We start from the raw sequence: 13473 nt of genomic DNA, 5'->3' as shown, positions 1-13473 counted from the left end.
TCCCCCGCGCCCCGCAAATCAGGGCGCGTAGCTGTTGCAGCCCCAGCGCTGCCAGTTCGGCACACGGGGGCATTTGCTGACCTTGGCGATCCACAGGTCGAACACCCGGGGTTCGCGAAGACATGCGAGGTATCCGGCGCCGTGGATCGCGAGCGCTGCTGGCAGCGCCCAGAAGCTCTTGGTGATGAGGAAGATCTCCGTCGTCACCGCCGCGTTGATGATGAAGAAGCTATAGGTCACCCCCGCGAACATCTGCGGGCGGGTGAGCGCGCGGTGAACGGGGAAGCGCGCAAGGCTCATGGTTCAGCCCGCCGCCGACTGGATGCCGGATACGATCGCCCCGGCACCGAACAGCACGAAGCAGCCGATGATGACCGTCGCACCGAAGCGCCAGTTCATGCGGCCGGTCAGCATCATGAAGCCCACCGCCGCCACTGCCATCACCGCGACCGCCGTGGCGACATTGCCGAGCAGCGTGCCCTGAAGCCAGCCGAGCGCCGCAACGATCGGACCGGAACCCGCCGGATCGGCACGGGTGGCCTGCTGTGCCTGGGCGATGCCGGGCACAAGGCCGGACGCAGCGGCAACCAAGGCCGCGAAATGAGATAAATATCCCCGTACCTTGCGGGTCTGAAGCTGAGTATACCGAATCACCATGCCCTCCGTATGAGGGCGCAGTGCTCCATCCGGATGACAGCAATGTGACGACAAGACGGCCAATCTGGCAGTCTTGTTGCAGTCCGCCACAAGAATTCAGGTCATCCTGGAAAGGGCGCCGCAACCCTCATCGCACTCTTTTGTGCAAGCATCTTATAGTTCAGATGCATCCCGAAAGGCCAGTGCGCTTGATTGTGACGAAGAGGAAAACGCCGCTTCCGGCATATATGGACATGGAACGCGGCCAAGCACCTCAGGCTCTGTTTGAAAATGCCCGGACGACGGCTTTCCTACAGACTCTTAGCGCGAGGCATGGGCCGTCGTGCGCAGCAGGTTGTTCAGTGCAAGACGAGCGGCGGCGCGCGAATCGACCCACGATCCGTCCGCCAGTTGAAGGTCGTAGCGGTCTCCGCTGGCCACAGCCGCCCGGTAGCTGGCAAGCGCCTTTTCGGTCTGGCCGCTGGCGGCATAGGCGGCGCCGAGATTGATCAGGGTGGCAGGATCTTCCGACTTCGCGGCGCCCTTCGCTTCAAGCTTGCGAACCGCGGCATCGGCATTCCCGGTCGAAAGTTCACTGTAGGCCACATCGATCCGGTCGTTCAGCGGCGTTGCCGGGGCGGCCGTAACGGCGGCCTGAGCGAGCAGGAGAGTGGCGGCAAGGGCAGTGACGGACATGGCAGTCTCCCGTTCGTTTTTTATGCGTTGGCAAAATGCAACATCCCCCCAAAATTCGGCCCGGACAAGAAAATGACGTGAGTGTCATAAAACTGCAATCTCAGTCTGAAGCAGCGCAAATCATACGAGTCGGTTAAGCATTCTTACGGGGAGCGACCGATTTTGTCGTATCTTCGTCGTATATCCGCAGATTAGTGTCACGATAACGCCAACAAACTGTCACCACGTCATCCTAGACCCCGCGTTCAGCGACGGCGGACTCTCCGCCTCGGCTCGACCTGACAACGGGGGAATTCACGTGAAGACCATTCATGGCGCGCTACTGATCGGTTGCAGTGCTCTCGCTCTCGCCGGCTGCGGCGCCGACGACATCGCTTCGCCGGGTGCCGGCGGCGTCAACGTCCCGGCACCGACGCCGGCTCCGACTCCAGCACCGACCCCTACGCCCGGCACTGTGGTCGCGGCAGCCAGTTGCCCCACTATCGACGCCACCGATGGCCTCACGGACAGCGGCGTTCTGCCGACCGCGCAGGGCACTTGGCGCGTCTGCACCCTGCCCGCCAACGTGGACAAGAGCTCCAGTCTCCCAAAAGTCGCTGGCGTCATCTATCGCATGAATGGACGCGTCGACGTTGGCTGTGACGGCGGCTTTAAAACACCAACTACTGCGGCACCGATCACGTCCTCGACCTTGACCGTAAGCTGCAAAACCCCGACGCTGACCAAAGACACCGACGTCACCCTGACGATCGATCCCGGCGTCATTATCTACGGTGAAAACGGTGCAGAGCCAGCCTGGCTTGTTGTCAACCGTGGCAACAAGATCAACGCTGTTGGCACCGTCGCGAAGCCGATCATCTTCACCAGCCGAGCCAACGTTGTCGGTGCCGCCACCGACACTGACCAGGGCCAGTGGGGCGGCGTTGTGCTGCTCGGCCGCGGTATCGTGACGGACTGCAATGCCGGCACGACTACCGGCGGCAACTGCGAACGCGATACCGAAGGATCGGCCACTCTCGCCCGTTTCGGCGGCAGCGAGAACACCTACAACGCCGGCACCATGAAGTACGTCCAGATCCGATATTCGGGTTACTCGCTAGCCAAGGATAAGGAACTTCAGTCCCTGACCGGCGGCGGCCTCGGCACCGGCACCACCCTTGAATATTTCCAGTCGGTCAACAGTTCCGACGATGGCTCCGAGTTCTTCGGCGGCGCCGTCAATTTCAAGCACTACATCGCCGTCAATGCCGACGATGACAGCCTTGACCTCGACACCGGCGTTGTGGCCAATTTCCAGTACGGTCTGATCCTGCAGCGCAGCGGCAACGGCGACGCCTTCTACGAATTCGATTCGAACGGCAATGAAGACAACGCGCCGCGTTCGGTAATCAATATCGCCAACTTCACCGCCTATCAGCCGGCGCTGAGCACGACCAACAACGAAGCCAACGACCTGGCTGCGATCCTGATCCGCGGCAACTCGGACGTGACGCTGGTCAACAACGTCATCAGCACCCCTACCAACCAGTGCATCCGCCTCAATGGCAGCAGCACCAACGGTTCGGCCCCGGCCACGCTCAAGGCGTTTTCGACGGTTCTGACCTGCGCCGCCAACGACCCCTTCCTCGGCTCGGGCAGCTATAACGCCGCCGCTACAGCCAGCCAGTTCGGATCGGGCAGCAACAACAACAACGCCACCTTCACGTCCACGCTGACGAGCACTTTCGTCAACGGCGGAAACGAGAGCGGCGTGCCCGGTTATGCCACCATCGCCTCGATCTCCAACTTCTTCGACCAGGTTTCCTACATCGGCGCGGTGAAGGACGCCTCAGATACCTGGTATCGCGGCTGGACCTGCGACAACGCGACCGCGAACTTCGGTTCGAACGCCGCCTGCACCACGCTGCCGACCACCTGATCCGGCCGCCCGTGACATCGAGGGGGCGGCCATCGCGCCGCCCCCTCTTGTCGCGACCGAGACGCCCGTGTTGCGGCGCCTCACCACGCAAGAACGACCTTTCCGTGTTCCAGGGGGACTCACCATGACCAAGCCGCGGCTTCTTTCTCTGCTGCTGCTTTCCACCTCGCTCCTCTCGCCGGCAGCGGCTTGGGCGCAGGACAGCACTGCCACTTCGGGCGAGAGCGCCCCCGCACCCGACGACCAGTCCGCTGCCGAAGCGGACGACACGGAAGCCGCCGCTCCCGACGTTTCGATCCCCGGCGGCGCGATCATCGTTACCGGCAATCGCAACCGCAACATCGTGCGCACTTCGCCCCAGGTCGTCTCGGTCCTCTCGAACGAGGAAATCGAGCGCACGGGTGAAGGCGATATCGCCGGCGCACTCAGCCGCGTGACCGGTCTTTCGGTGGTCGGCAACGGCTACGTCTACGTGCGCGGCCTCGGCGATCGCTATTCGCTGGCCCTGCTCAACGGCTCGCCCCTGCCCAGCCCCGAACCGCTCAAGCGCGTCGTCCCGATGGACCTGTTCCCGACCAGCATCATCGCCTCCTCGCTCGTGCAGAAGAGCTATTCGGCCAACTTCCCCGGCGAGTTCGGCGGCGGCGTTATCAACCTCACCACCAAGGCCGTCCCGGCCGAGAGCTATCTCGAAATCGGCGGCGGCATCGGCTGGGATACGGAAAGCACCAACAAGCTCAGCTACACCTATTACGGCAGCAAAACCGACTGGACCGGCTACGACAACGGCAATCGCGATATTCCAGCATCGCTCAAGTCGTATCTCAAGGGCAATGTCCCGCTGGTCTCGACGAGCGAACAGGCCAAGGAAATCGGCTCCGTGCTGTTCACCAGCCGCAATTCGGTGGTGCAGAAAGAAAACAAGACGCAGCCGAACTTCTCGGCGCAAGTCAACGGCGGCACCTCGTTCGATCTCGGCGGCGCCACGCTGGGCGTAATCGCTTCGGCCGGTTATTCGAACACCACCCGCACCCGCGATGCGGTGCAGCAGCTGGCCCAGGGTTCGAGCGCGCAGCCCGATCAGCTCTACGAGAACTTCAAGGCGGTGCAGACCAGCAACCGCATCATCACCAACGGCCTGTTCGGCCTTGGGCTTGAATGGGGGGCCAACAAGGCCCGCTGGACCAACGTCTACATCCACGACACCGACAAGTTCACCAGCCTCAAGCTGGGCCAGCGCAACGGCGCCACCACTGCGGACTTCATGAAGCAGAAGACCGCGTGGTACGAGCGGCAGCTGATCAATACCCAGTTCGCCGCCGAACTGAAGCCGGCCGACGATACCGAGATCGATATCCGCGCCGGCTACGCCAATTCGAAGCGCGACGCGCCGTTCGAGATCGATGCCGAATACGTCCGCACCAATGGACCCGGCGTCTACGGCAGCAACTTCGTGAATACGTTGGGCACCGGGTCGGTCAATCCGACGACCATCAGCTTCTCCAAGCTGGACGAGGACGTGTGGTCGGCCAGCGCCGACGTCTCGCACCGCTTCGCACCGGGCTGGACCGGTACGGTGGGCTATGCCTATCAGATCAACAGCCGCAGCAACGAATATCGCCAGTTCGGCGTCTACGCTTCGGGTGACTCGACGCTGATCCAGAGCCTGGGCCTGTTGCGTCCCGACGTGCTCCTGCAGCCGGGGATGTGGTATCTCAACCAGGCCGGCCCGAACTACAATCTGGAACTCCGCGACCTCACCTATAACATTGGCAACTTCGAATCGCGCCTGCTCAACCATGCTTTCTACGGCAAGGTCGAAGGCGAGCTGGCGCCGGGCCTGACCTTCGACCTCGGCACCCGCTGGGAATATGCCAAGGAATCGTCGGTGCTGCTGCCGGTCGGCGGCGCGGCCCAGACCGCTACGAGCCTGGAAAACGAATACTTCCTGCCGGCGCTCACCCTCACGTATGAGATCGAGCCCGGCATGCAGGTGCGCGTCAACGGATCGAAGACCATCGCCCGCCCGCAGTTCCGCGAGCTGGTCTACCAAGCCTTCTACGATCCGGACAGCAACCGCACGTATCAAGGCAACCCGCTGCTTCAGGACAGCCAGCTCTACAACGCGGAAGCGCGCTTTGAATACTACTTCGCCCCTGAACAGCGCTTCTCGATCGGCGCCTTCTTCAAGCACCTGAAGAATCCGATCGAATCGTACCTGACCGGCACCGAGGCGTTCATCACCTCTTACGCCAACGCTCCCGCCGCCGACCTCTACGGCGCCGAGATCGAAGCCGTGAAGTATGTCCCGCTCGACAGCATGGGCTCGTTCTTCGACACGCGCCGCCTGCTGCTCTCGGCCAATTATACCTTCACCAAATCCGAGCTGAACGTGAAGGACACGGACACCGTCCAGATCTACGGCGCCAGCACCACGCAGCGCGCCAGCGACTACTTCCAGGACGGCGCGCCGCTGACCGGTCAATCGAAGCACCTCGCCAACGTGCAGATCGGCCTGGAGGACAAGGAGCACCTTTCGCAGCAGACGCTGCTGCTCAACTACGCCAGCACGCGGGCGGTCAGCCGCGGCTTTATCGGCGTCACCCGCCAGCCGGACGTCATCGAGAATCCCGGCTTCACGCTCGACCTCGTGATCCGACAGGGCATCGAACTGGGCGGCGACAAGCAGATCGAGCTGAAGTTCGAAGGCCGCAATCTCACGGCACGCAAGCACGAGGAATACCAGAAGCTGGAAGACGGCCGTATCGAGTTCAACACGTACGACCTTGGCCGCGTCTTCTCGCTCTCCGCAACGGCCAAGTTCTGACGATCTCACCAGGGAGGCGCCTGCCCTCCCGACGGCAACTCACGGCCGGTCGCAGCGATGCGACCGGCCTTTTTTTGTCTTTGCCATCCCGTCCCGTCCGCGCTAAAGGCGCCGGGTCATCTGGGGAGTAGCCGCCTGCGCCCCCTTTCCGGCCGGTTCGTCCGGGAAGACCAGCAGGACCTGTCGTCAACATACTTGGTCGAGAGACCATGGCGCACAGGAGGACGGAAAAGACCGTCCGGGCGAGACCAATGGCGTTGCAGTTCCGTCCGGCCGGGCGGGTTCTGCCGCGCTATTGTCTTGTCTGTCGCCCGGCCCCGGAGAATTCATTTGGAAGCCCTGCTCACCTCCACTGCCGTGGTGGCGCTCGCCGAGATCGGCGACAAGACCCAGCTCCTTGCCATCGTCCTCGCCACCCGCTTCAAGCGGCCCTGGCCGATCGTCGGCGGCATCTTCGTGGCGACGCTCGCCAACCACTTCCTCGCCGCGCTGGTGGGCGAGCAGGCCTCGGCCTTCCTCGACGGCCTGTGGTTCCGCTACCTCATCGCCGCCAGCTTCATCGCCATGGCCGCCTGGACTCTGATCCCCGACAAGTTCGACGAGGACGACGAGCCCAAGCCCAGCCGCTTCGGTCCCTTCGTCGCCACCGCCATCGCCTTCTTCCTGGTCGAGATGGGCGACAAGACGCAGCTCGCCACGATCGCGCTGGGCGCCCGCTTCCAGAGCGTGCTCCCGGTCATGGCGGGCACTACCATCGGCATGATGCTCGCCAACGTACCCGCCGTTTTCCTCGGCAACGAACTCATCAAGCGCGTGCCGCTCAGCGTAGTCCGCACCGTCGCCGCACTGCTGTTCCTGGTGATCGGCCTCTGGCTGCTTGCCCAGACCGCAGGCTGGCTGGGCTGACCCGGACACCGCCCGCAAGGTGACACTCAGGTTGACACAGTTGACACGGTCCTGAGAGGAAAAAAAGTGTCACCTTGCGGTCGGGACCACGCGGACGTCTGTGCGAAGCGGATGGGCGGATGGGCGCGGTCATGGGAGCGGATTTATCCGTACTGCGGGTGTGTAGGAAAACGGAAAAGCGCTCTTTCCGGATTCGCCTGCTTAGCAGCCATATCATCCGCTAAAGCGGAGCAACCGCCACCCCATGGCCACCCTCTCCACCCGCTCAGGCTGAGCCTGTCGAAGCCCCCCGCGGCGTAACCCTGTGGACCAATTCGCTTACCAGCAATCCCCGGCCATCATCGCTTCCTTCTTGGCACGGCTCCAGCCCTTGAGTTTGCGTTCTATCGCAAAGGCCTCATCGCGGGTCTGGAAATCCTGTGCCCACCGGAAGATCACGGGCAGACGCCGGGACGTGTAACCTAGGAGAGCCCCGCTCTGGTGCTCGACAATACGACGTTCGAGGTCATCGGTATGGCCGACGTAGTACGTCCCGTCGCGGCAACGCAGGATGTAGGCGTGGAACGCCATCGGGTTGAAAGTCTGGCGTTGCGGGCGGGCTTCGACAAGCTCAGCCTGAGCGGGGTTGGGTTAAAACGCGGCAAGCCTGAACGGCGCCCGCTCAGATCGCGTCGAACACGTAGCCCAGCGAGCGCACGGTGCGGAGCGGGTTGCCCGCGCCCACGCCCTTGAGCGCGCGGCGCAGACGGCCGATCCAGACGTCCACGGTGCGCTCGTCCACCGCCGGTTCCTGCTTGCCGAGCGCCGCGATCAGCTGGGTGCGGGTGAAGACTCGGCCCGGATGCTCGATGAAATAGCGCAGCAGGCGCAGCTCGTTCGGCATCAGCGAGATCGGCCGTCCCTGCCAGCGCGCCTGGAACGCGGCAACATCCACCGAGAGGTCGCCCTGAGCCAGAAGACGGCCGTTGGCGACGTCCTGCTCGCTGATATTGGCGCCGAGCACCCGGTCCAGTAGGGCCGAGCGGGTCAGCGGGCCGACCATGTAATCGTCCGCGCCCATGCGCAGCGCCCGCTTGCGGTCGTCGATATTGTCCTCTTCGAGAACGATCGTGACATGGGCATGGCTGGTCAGGCTGTCGGCGCGCAGGCGACGGCAGAGTTCGAGACCGGACATCTCGGGCAGCACCCAGTCGATGAAGACCCAGAGCGCGCCTTCGATCAGCGGCAGTTCGGCAAAGTCGGTCCAGCGATGGAGCACCACGTCGAAATCGTCGTGCCGGAAGGCCGCAAGGCCGCCGGAAAGCTCGCTAGCCAGCAGGATATCGATACGTCGCATGGCCCCCTGCGCGATTGCCCATGATCGGGCCTACGCGCGGCTACTTGCCGCGCCAGTGTGACGAACAAGTGACATATCGATGACTTGCGGGTGAAAAGATCGCGCAAAGAAAAACCGCTTCAATTCCATCCCCTCCTGTCATCGAAGTGACCCGCAACCGTCACGGGCGCGCAACGCGAAAATGCGATTCTCCGGGAAACTGGAACGGGCCATAACTGGAACGGGGGCGCAACGATGCGTAAAGACGTGGACACCCTTCTCGAACGGACCACCGGCGGTAATCACGCCGGATTTGCCGGGACCAACATTCCCGCCTGGCTCGACTTGCCCGACCCCAAGGGCTTCCGCCCCAAGCGCAAGTACGAGACGATCTGGATTTCCGACGTCCACCTCGGCACGCGCGGCTGCAATGCCGAGATGCTGGTGGATTTCCTGCGCTCGGTGGAATGCAAGACGCTCTATCTCGTCGGCGACATCGTCGACGGCTGGCGCCTGCGCAAGGGCTGGTACTGGCCCGACGCCCACAACGAAGTGATCCGCCGCATCCTCAAGATGGCGCACCGGGGCACCCGCGTGGTCTTCGTGGCGGGCAACCATGACGAGATGCTGCGCGACTATGCCGGGCTGACTTTCGGCGGCGTTGAACTGGTGCTGGAAGCGGTGCACGAGACGCTCGACGGCCGCCGCCTGCTGGTGACGCACGGCGATGCCTTCGACGGGGTCGTGCTCTACGCCAGGTGGCTCGCCTTCCTCGGCGACAAGGCCTACGGCGCGCTGCTGCGGGCCAACATCGTGTTCAACGCGGTGCGGCGCAAGCTGAAGATGCCCTACTGGTCGCTCTCGGCCTATATGAAGAAGAAGGTCAAGAACGCCGTCCAGTACGTGTGCAGCTACGAGGAGGCCGTTGCCAACGAGGCCATCTCGCGCGGCTACGACGGGGTCGTCTGCGGCCATATCCACTGCGCCGAGATCCGCCAGTTCGGCGGCATCACCTACTACAACGACGGCGACTGGGTGGAGAGCTGCACCGCGCTGGTCGAGGACCTTCAGGGTCATATCGCGATCATCGACTGGATCGCGGAAACCGGCGGCCATACGGCGGAAGGGGTTCCTGCCCATCACGCCGAGGCAGCCCAAAGAGAGCCTGCGGAGTGAGGCTTACCCTGGCGACCGACGCCTGGCTGCCCCAGGTGAACGGTGTCGTCCGCTCGCTCTCGGCCACGCTCGACGAGCTGACCCGGCGCGGGCACGAGGTGGAAACGCTCACCCCCGACCGCTTCTTTACCGTGCCGATGCCGGGCTATGCCTCGATCCGGCTGGCCATGGCGCCGCGCTTCGGGGTGCGGCGGATGCTCGACAAGGCACGGCCGGAGATCGTCCATATCGCCACCGAAGGCCCCATCGGCTGGGCCGCGCGCGGCTGGTGCCTCTCGCGCGGGGTGCCCTTCACCTCGGCCTTCCACACGCGCTTTCCCGAATATGCCGCCGTGCGCACCGGCCTCAGCGCCGAGCGCTTCTGGCCGATCATGCAGCGTTTCCATGCCCCGAGCCAGGCCGTGCTGGTCTCCACCGACAGCCTTGCGGAGGAACTCGCCGGGCGCGGCATCGCCCATACCCGCCGCTGGAGCCGGGGTATCGACCATGCCCAGTTCAGGCCCGAAGGCCCGCGTCATCCGGCGATGGCTGCCCTGCCCGGCCCGGTGCTGCTCAACGTCGGTCGGGTGGCGCCGGAGAAGAACCTCGAAGCCTTCCTCGACGCCAAGGTGCCGGGCAGCAAGGTCGTCGTCGGCGACGGCCCCGCGCTGGAAGGCCTGAAGCGACGCTATCCGGAAGTGCTGTTCCTCGGCGCGCTCTCCGGCGAGGAGCTCGCCAGCGCCTATCGCGCCGCCGACTGCTTCGTGTTCCCCAGCCTCACCGACACGTTCGGCCTCGTCGTGATCGAGGCACTGGCCTGCGGCACTCCGGTCGCGGCCTATCCGGTGACGGGTCCCATCGACATTCTCGGCCCCGACGGGTGCGGGGTTGAGGAAGGGCTGGACGCTCCGGCGGGCGCGGTGGACCGGGTGCTCGAACGCGCCATCGCCGCGGCGCTTGCCGTGCGGCGCGAGGATGCGGGGCGGCTCGGCGCCCGCTTTTCCTGGCAGCGCGCCACCGACCAGTTCCTGACGACGATCGGGATGGCACTGGAAGCCTGCGAACGCCCGGCCCGCGCCGCCGCCTGATCTAGCGCCACCTGATCTAGCGAAAACCCAGGCTGCGGGAGGTGTCGGCAGCTTCCTGGCGGACCAGTTCGGCCAGTGCTTCCAGCCTGCCCTGCGCGCGGGAACTGGGGGCCGCGACCACCAGTGCGCCCAGCACCAGACCGGCGGCATCGCGGATCGTCGCCGCGGTGCCGGTCACGCCTTCGGCGGCCTGATCGACGGTCTGGGCCACGCCCCGATCGCGCGCGGCGGCAACGGCGGCCGCCAGGGACTGGCGATCGACCAGCGTCGCCGGGGTGAAAGCCTGCGCTTTCAGGCAGCGCAAGTAGCTCTCCGCCGCTTCCGGCGGTGAAGCCGCCAGCAGCGCCCGGCCGCCGGCGGTGGCATAGAGCGGCCGCCGGTCGCCGACGCTGACCGAATAGCGCACGACATTGCGGCTCTCGACCATGTCCACATAGGTCAGCTGATCGCCTTCGGCATCTCCGACCGCGAAGAGCACGGTCTCCCCCGTCGCCGTGCAGAGGCGGCGCATGCCGTCGCGGATCAGGTCCGAGCTTTGCAGGCGCCGCCGTGCCTGCGTCAGGGCGCTGCCCAGCCCGAATGCGCCGGGGCCGAGCCGCCATACGCCTTCCGACCCGATCACGAAGTCTTCCTCGGCCAGACCGCGCAGCAGCGCCGCAAGGCTGCTCTTGGGTGTGGCGAGACGGCGGCTGAGATCGGCCAGCGAGAGCGGTTCGCCGCTCGTGCAGAGCGCTTCCAGCAGTCGGATCACCCTTGTCACCGACTGCGGCGCCGCCGCGCGCGCCCCGCTTTCCTGAACCGTCGTCTCCTGATCCATCGCCCTACTCAAGCCTGCCTCATCCATGAACCGGGCATAGGCAAGGAAGTGCTCCGCCGGAAGCCCGGTTCGGAAAACTGCAATCTTCAGCCAAGTATCGGCAATGTTATATCACAATCGCGAGGCCTATGGCGGCGCCATCGTCCCACCCGAGGAAAACCATGCGTTACCTTCCCACCCTGCTGCCCGTAGTTCTGGCTTCCGCCGCTCTCGTTTCCGCCGCGACGCCCGCATTGGCCGACGAAACCTATATCGAAGGCACCGGCGGCGTGATCTGGAACCACCGCGAGACCAACGCCGTCGCCGCCGTGACGGTCGGTCACGACGTCGATCTGAACGAGCGTTTCTTCGTGGGCGTGGAAGGCATCGCGGAAAAGGTGCTGGCGGACGATACGCGTGTCGTCTGGGGCTTGGGTGGCCGTGCGGGCGCACGCGTGCTGCCGGGCGCCAAGCTTTACGCCGCCGCGAACTGGCAGTCGAAGGATTGCCGCGAGTGCAGCGACGCGGTCGGCCTCAGCACCGGCTGGGAGCAGGACCTCAACGAGAACGTCTACGCCAAGCTGGAGTACAAGCACGTTCTGGTCAGCAACGGCGAACCGGACTCCGATATCGTCGCGGTCGGCCTCGGCTACAAGTTCTGAAGATATGAGGTGCGGCCGGGGAAGGCGGTCGATCGCCTTCCCCGGTCCGGTCCGATCAGGTTACATCCATCGCATAGCCCGCCGCGCGGACGGTGCGGATGGGGTCGGTGTCGCCGTCGCGGTTGATCGCCTTGCGCAGGCGCCGGATGTGGACGTCCACGGTGCGCTCGTCGATGTCGGAGTCCATGCCCCAGACCCCGTCGAGGATCTGCTGGCGCGAGACCACGCGGTTCGGGCGCTCCATGAAATAGCGCAGCAGGCGGAACTCGGTAGGGCCGAGGTGCAGCGCCTCGCCCGAACGGCGGACGCGGTGGCTGGTGGCGTCCAGCTCGATATCGCCCCACTGGAGCACGTTGCCCGCCAGCGAAGGCCGCGCACGGCGCAGCAGCGCCTCGATGCGGGCCAGCAGTTCGCGCGGGGAGAACGGCTTCGTCACATAGTCGTCGGCGCCGGTCTTGAGGCCGCGGATGCGGTCCTCCTCCTCGCCGCGTGCCGTCAACATCAGGATCGGAATCTGCGCCGTGTCCTTGTCCTTGCGGAGCTGGCGGCAGACTTCGATGCCGGGGACATGCTCGATCATCCAGTCGAGAATGATGGCGTCGGGCGCCTGCTCCTGCACCATCAGCAGGGCTTCCTCGCCGTCGCTGGTGCTGCGCACGTTGTAGCCTTCGGCGCTGAGGTTCCAGGTCAGCAGTTCGCAGAGCGCGCGGTCGTCTTCGACGACGAGGACGGATGGGTTCACGGCAGGTTCCTCGTATCGTCGGTCTGGCTGTCGCGCTCGGCATGGTATTCGCCGGTCGCCGCATAGTAGACCATTTCCGCGACATTGGTGGCGTGGTCGCCGATGCGTTCGAGATTGCGGGCGATGAACAGCAGCTGCGCCGCGCTGGAGATCGTCGCCGGGTTCTCCATCATATGGGTCAACAGCGAACGGAACAGCGTGTTGTAGAACTGGTCCAGCTTCTCGTCGCGGCGGATCACTTCCTGCGCCAGCGCGGCATCGCGCGAACCATAGGCGTTGAGCACGTCGCGCACCATGCCTTCCGCGATCTCGGCCATCATCGGCACGAGTTCGAGCGGCTCGATCTTGAGCCGGTTTTCGAGGGCATTGACGCGCTTGGCGATGTTCTTCGCATAGTCGCCGATGCGCTCGATCACGCCGGAAATCTTGAGCGCGGCGATCACGTCGCGCAGATCGTCGGCCATCGGCGCGCGCAGGGCGATGGTGCGGACCGCAAGGCGGTCCACTTCGGCTTCCAGCGCATCGAGACGCGCATCGGCGGCCACCACTTGCGCGGCGAGTTCCTCGTCATGCTGGGTCAGCGCGACGATGGCGTCGCGGATCGCCACTTCGGCGAGACCGCCCATTTCGGCGACGAGGCCGCGAAGCTGCCCGATCTCGCTGTCGAAGGCCTTGACTGTATGATCGACCATTTGTGTCTTCCCTGAATTTCCCTGTTCTATAGCACCTTCT

The 13473-nt window shown here is 64.7% G+C and carries 14 protein-coding genes and 1 riboswitch; of the genes, 6 read left to right on the top strand and 8 right to left on the bottom strand.

What is annotated here, in order from left to right; translation table 11 throughout:
* Window positions 1-18 precede the first annotated feature (18 nt).
* From AC4D6D_RS05075 to AC4D6D_RS05065, 3 genes are all read right to left on the bottom strand, one after another.
* The gene (locus AC4D6D_RS05075; RefSeq protein ID WP_086490123.1) at window positions 19-300 is read right to left on the bottom strand and encodes a VirB3 family type IV secretion system protein; all 282 of its coding nucleotides are present in this window, start codon (window positions 298-300) and stop codon (window positions 19-21) included.
* A 3-nt stretch (window positions 301-303) separates the two neighbouring features.
* Entirely contained in the window at window positions 304-657 is a 354-nt protein-coding gene (locus tag AC4D6D_RS05070; RefSeq protein ID WP_491326765.1) for a TrbC/VirB2 family protein, read from the bottom strand.
* Window positions 658-957: 300 nt separating this feature from the next.
* Complete coding sequence (locus AC4D6D_RS05065; RefSeq protein ID WP_491326764.1) at window positions 958-1332, bottom strand: hypothetical protein; 375 nt, start codon at window positions 1330-1332, stop codon at window positions 958-960.
* Window positions 1333-1630: 298 nt separating this feature from the next.
* On the opposite strand from AC4D6D_RS05065, the gene AC4D6D_RS05060 reads away from it, so the two are divergent.
* The 3 genes from AC4D6D_RS05060 to AC4D6D_RS05050 all read left to right on the top strand — a co-directional run bounded on the left by AC4D6D_RS05060 (window position 1631) and on the right by AC4D6D_RS05050 (window position 6983).
* Window positions 1631-3250 carry a beta-helix domain-containing protein gene (locus AC4D6D_RS05060; protein WP_491326763.1) on the top strand — a complete coding sequence of 540 codons (1620 nt, stop codon included), beginning with the start codon at window positions 1631-1633 and terminating at the stop codon, window positions 3248-3250.
* Window positions 3251-3374: 124 nt separating this feature from the next.
* Window positions 3375-6077 carry a TonB-dependent receptor domain-containing protein gene (locus AC4D6D_RS05055; protein WP_491326762.1) on the top strand — a complete coding sequence of 901 codons (2703 nt, stop codon included), beginning with the start codon at window positions 3375-3377 and terminating at the stop codon, window positions 6075-6077.
* A 109-nt stretch (window positions 6078-6186) separates the two neighbouring features.
* A riboswitch (yybP-ykoY riboswitch) is annotated at window positions 6187-6348 on the top strand.
* 59 nt (window positions 6349-6407) lie between these two features.
* Window positions 6408-6983 (top strand): TMEM165/GDT1 family protein, encoded by a 576-nt coding sequence (locus AC4D6D_RS05050; protein ID WP_491326761.1) that lies wholly within the window; start codon window positions 6408-6410, stop codon window positions 6981-6983.
* 318 nt (window positions 6984-7301) lie between these two features.
* On the opposite strand, the gene AC4D6D_RS05045 is transcribed toward AC4D6D_RS05050, so the two are convergent.
* Complete coding sequence (locus tag AC4D6D_RS05045; protein ID WP_491326760.1) at window positions 7302-7553, bottom strand: GIY-YIG nuclease family protein; 252 nt, start codon at window positions 7551-7553, stop codon at window positions 7302-7304.
* 91 nt (window positions 7554-7644) lie between these two features.
* Complete coding sequence (locus AC4D6D_RS05040; RefSeq protein ID WP_334184121.1) at window positions 7645-8319, bottom strand: response regulator transcription factor; 675 nt, start codon at window positions 8317-8319, stop codon at window positions 7645-7647.
* A gap of 234 nt (window positions 8320-8553) precedes the next feature.
* On the opposite strand from AC4D6D_RS05040, the gene AC4D6D_RS05035 reads away from it, so the two are divergent.
* Window positions 8554-9474: a UDP-2,3-diacylglucosamine diphosphatase gene (locus tag AC4D6D_RS05035; RefSeq protein ID WP_491326759.1), complete on the top strand. Its 921-nt coding sequence runs from the start codon at window positions 8554-8556 to the stop codon at window positions 9472-9474.
* Complete coding sequence (locus AC4D6D_RS05030) at window positions 9471-10541, top strand: glycosyltransferase family 4 protein (protein WP_491326758.1); 1071 nt, start codon at window positions 9471-9473, stop codon at window positions 10539-10541. Before AC4D6D_RS05035 ends, AC4D6D_RS05030 begins: the two co-directional genes overlap by 4 nt.
* A 16-nt stretch (window positions 10542-10557) precedes the next feature.
* Here AC4D6D_RS05030 and AC4D6D_RS05025 read toward each other — a convergent pair whose 3' ends face one another.
* Entirely contained in the window at window positions 10558-11358 is an 801-nt protein-coding gene (locus tag AC4D6D_RS05025; protein ID WP_491326757.1) for an IclR family transcriptional regulator, read from the bottom strand.
* A gap of 161 nt (window positions 11359-11519) precedes the next feature.
* Between AC4D6D_RS05025 and AC4D6D_RS05020 the strand changes: the two genes are divergently transcribed.
* Window positions 11520-11999 carry an outer membrane protein gene (locus AC4D6D_RS05020; RefSeq protein WP_491326756.1) on the top strand — a complete coding sequence of 160 codons (480 nt, stop codon included), beginning with the start codon at window positions 11520-11522 and terminating at the stop codon, window positions 11997-11999.
* Window positions 12000-12054: 55 nt separating this feature from the next.
* Here the strand turns inward: AC4D6D_RS05020 and phoB are convergent, their stop codons facing one another.
* Together phoB and phoU are read right to left on the bottom strand one after the other, a co-directional pair.
* Window positions 12055-12741 carry a phosphate regulon transcriptional regulator PhoB gene (gene phoB, locus AC4D6D_RS05015; RefSeq protein WP_147218536.1) on the bottom strand — a complete coding sequence of 229 codons (687 nt, stop codon included), beginning with the start codon at window positions 12739-12741 and terminating at the stop codon, window positions 12055-12057.
* Entirely contained in the window at window positions 12738-13433 is a 696-nt protein-coding gene (phoU, locus tag AC4D6D_RS05010; protein WP_147218534.1) for a phosphate signaling complex protein PhoU, read from the bottom strand. Before phoU ends, phoB begins: the two co-directional genes overlap by 4 nt.
* Window positions 13434-13473 lie beyond the last annotated feature (40 nt).

Source organism: Novosphingobium sp. BF6 (assembly GCF_058273105.1).
The sequence above is the reverse complement of the archived record's forward strand: the minus strand, read 5'-3'. Positions and strand labels throughout refer to the sequence as shown.

What these genes read in the sequence shown, in the direction of transcription:
- AC4D6D_RS05075 (WP_086490123.1), bottom strand. Translation starts at nt 300, where the DNA reads ATGAGCCTTGCGCGCTTCCCCGTTCACCGCGCGCTCACCCGCCCGCAG.
- AC4D6D_RS05070 (WP_491326765.1), bottom strand. Translation starts at nt 657, where the DNA reads ATGGTGATTCGGTATACTCAGCTTCAGACCCGCAAGGTACGGGGATAT.
- AC4D6D_RS05065 (WP_491326764.1), bottom strand. Translation starts at nt 1,332, where the DNA reads ATGTCCGTCACTGCCCTTGCCGCCACTCTCCTGCTCGCTCAGGCCGCC.
- AC4D6D_RS05055 (WP_491326762.1), top strand. Translation starts at nt 3,375, where the DNA reads ATGACCAAGCCGCGGCTTCTTTCTCTGCTGCTGCTTTCCACCTCGCTC.
- AC4D6D_RS05045 (WP_491326760.1), bottom strand. Translation starts at nt 7,553, where the DNA reads ATGGCGTTCCACGCCTACATCCTGCGTTGCCGCGACGGGACGTACTAC.
- AC4D6D_RS05040 (WP_334184121.1), bottom strand. Translation starts at nt 8,319, where the DNA reads ATGCGACGTATCGATATCCTGCTGGCTAGCGAGCTTTCCGGCGGCCTT.
- AC4D6D_RS05035 (WP_491326759.1), top strand. Translation starts at nt 8,554, where the DNA reads ATGCGTAAAGACGTGGACACCCTTCTCGAACGGACCACCGGCGGTAAT.
- AC4D6D_RS05025 (WP_491326757.1), bottom strand. Translation starts at nt 11,358, where the DNA reads ATGGATCAGGAGACGACGGTTCAGGAAAGCGGGGCGCGCGCGGCGGCG.
- AC4D6D_RS05020 (WP_491326756.1), top strand. Translation starts at nt 11,520, where the DNA reads ATGCGTTACCTTCCCACCCTGCTGCCCGTAGTTCTGGCTTCCGCCGCT.
- phoU (WP_147218534.1), bottom strand. Translation starts at nt 13,433, where the DNA reads ATGGTCGATCATACAGTCAAGGCCTTCGACAGCGAGATCGGGCAGCTT.